Source organism: Corynebacterium sp. HMSC071B10, assembly GCF_001814825.1.
In the GTDB taxonomy this organism is placed as follows: domain Bacteria; phylum Actinomycetota; class Actinomycetes; order Mycobacteriales; family Mycobacteriaceae; genus Corynebacterium.
Map to the genome: position 1 here is coordinate 1 of NZ_KV817936.1, position 1,816 is coordinate 1,816.

The following is a 1,816-nucleotide window of genomic DNA, read 5'->3' on the forward strand; positions in this document are numbered from 1 at the left end:
TCTGTGAAATCTCTCTGTGAAATCTCTCTGGTACATTTGCACTAGAAGTGCCTAGGGGTGTTCCGATGCTCACCGTGCTGGTTAGAGGAGGTGGCGTGTGTGCTGACTATCGCGAAGATGGGTGCGCATTCCGTGGCCTATTATCAGTCCACGGTGGATGAGAATCGGGGGCCGGATTCGTATTATTCTGAGGACGGGAAGCAGCCTGCTTCGGTGTGGCTTCGGGGTGAGAATGTGGCTGAGGTTTCGGCGTTTTTGGGTGCCGAAAACGGCGCTGTTGTGTCCGGGAAAACGGTTGAGAATTGGTTCAATAAGGCGGTTGCCCCGAGTGGTGTAAAGCTTGGAAAAGCTCTCGGGGATAAAGGGGTTCCGGGTTTCGATCTGACGTTTTGTGCGCCGAAATCGGTGTCGCTGTTGTGGGCTATGGGGGATGATTCTGACGTTCGTGGCATCGTCGATGAAGCCCACCAGGCGGCAGTAAATCAGGCGCTGGATTATCTGTCAGAGCATGCTGGCTATACGCGAAAGCAAGACCCGACTGTGTCTCAGAAGCGTTTGATTATTGAAAAGCTGGCGGGTATTTCTGGCGTGAAATACGAGCACCGAACCTCGCGTGCGGGCGACCCGCACGTTCACTCGCACGTGTTGTTGGCGAATAAGCAGTTGTGCCAGGACGGCAGGGTTCGCACTCTTGATGGAGTCAGTTTGTACCACGAGGCGCGCGCGGCGGGCATGGTGTATCAGGCTACGGTGCGCGAGATTTTGAGTCGAAAACTTGGCGTGGAGTTCGGTCATGTGGTCAATGGTTGCGCGGAAATTGTCGGGCTTGATGACCCAGATGTGCTTGCGTCGTATTCGACTAGGGCGCGTGAGATTGACCAGTGGCAGGCCGAGAATGGTCTGGAGACGCGGGCGGCGTATGAGCGCATCGCACAGAAAGTCACCCGCCGCACTAAGGACACCGAGACTCCATTAGACGAGCTTGAAACCGAGTGGGCTAGTGCCGAACATGGCGCAACGGTGCGTGCGTTTGTGGACGGACTGGAGCCAAGAGGTAAAGAGGACTCGCGTGAATTGGGGGAGGATTTCTTGCCGAAACCTGCCCAGGTTTTGGCCGAGGTTATCGCAGAACGCTCCACGTTTACTCGTGCCGATGTGGCTGAAAAAGCAGCGGAACTTATCCGCCCTGGCGCAGTTTCTCCGCAGGATATGACTGCCACTGTGGAGCGTTTTGTTGATGCCGCGTTGGGTGAAAAAGGAACGTGGTCGGTGACTCCGGAGAAGGCCCGGCAGCTGGATAATACCCAGCGCGAAGGCTCGCAGAAGTACACCACCGTCGAGGTTGTCGACGAGGTTGAACGAGTAGTTGATATGGCTACTGCACGGGTTGAGCGCGGGGTTAATGCCGAGTCGATTCAGCCGGTTGAAGACGAACTATCTCCTGCTCAGGCGGACGCTATGCGCGCGGTTGTCAGTTCTGACTATCTGGCTTCTGTGGTAGTCGCGCCTGCCGGTGCTGGTAAGACGTCTTCACTTAAAGCCGCGCACAAGGCATGGAACCAGTCTGGTAAACACGTCGTGGGTCTAGCGCCGACTGGTAAGGCTGCTGATGTGATGGTGGGCGAGAATGTGGCTGATGAATCCATGACGATTGCCCGCGCATATGTTGGCACCGACGAGCTGACACCGGAGCAAACAGCGGCGAAGTTGGGGTGGGGCCAGGACACCGTCCTAGTCGTAGATGAAGCCGGCATGGTGTCTAACCCGGATATGGCTCGCGTGCTGGAGACGGCTAGTGCCGCAGGTTCGCGTGTGG

General features: G+C 56.7%; 1 protein-coding gene. It reads left to right on the forward strand.

What is annotated here, in order from left to right:
* Nucleotides 1-99 precede the first annotated feature (99 nt).
* Nucleotides 100-1,816, forward strand: a 1,717-nt coding sequence (gene mobF / locus HMPREF2990_RS00005) for a MobF family relaxase (protein ID WP_246817371.1), incomplete at its 3' end; no start/stop codon positions are given.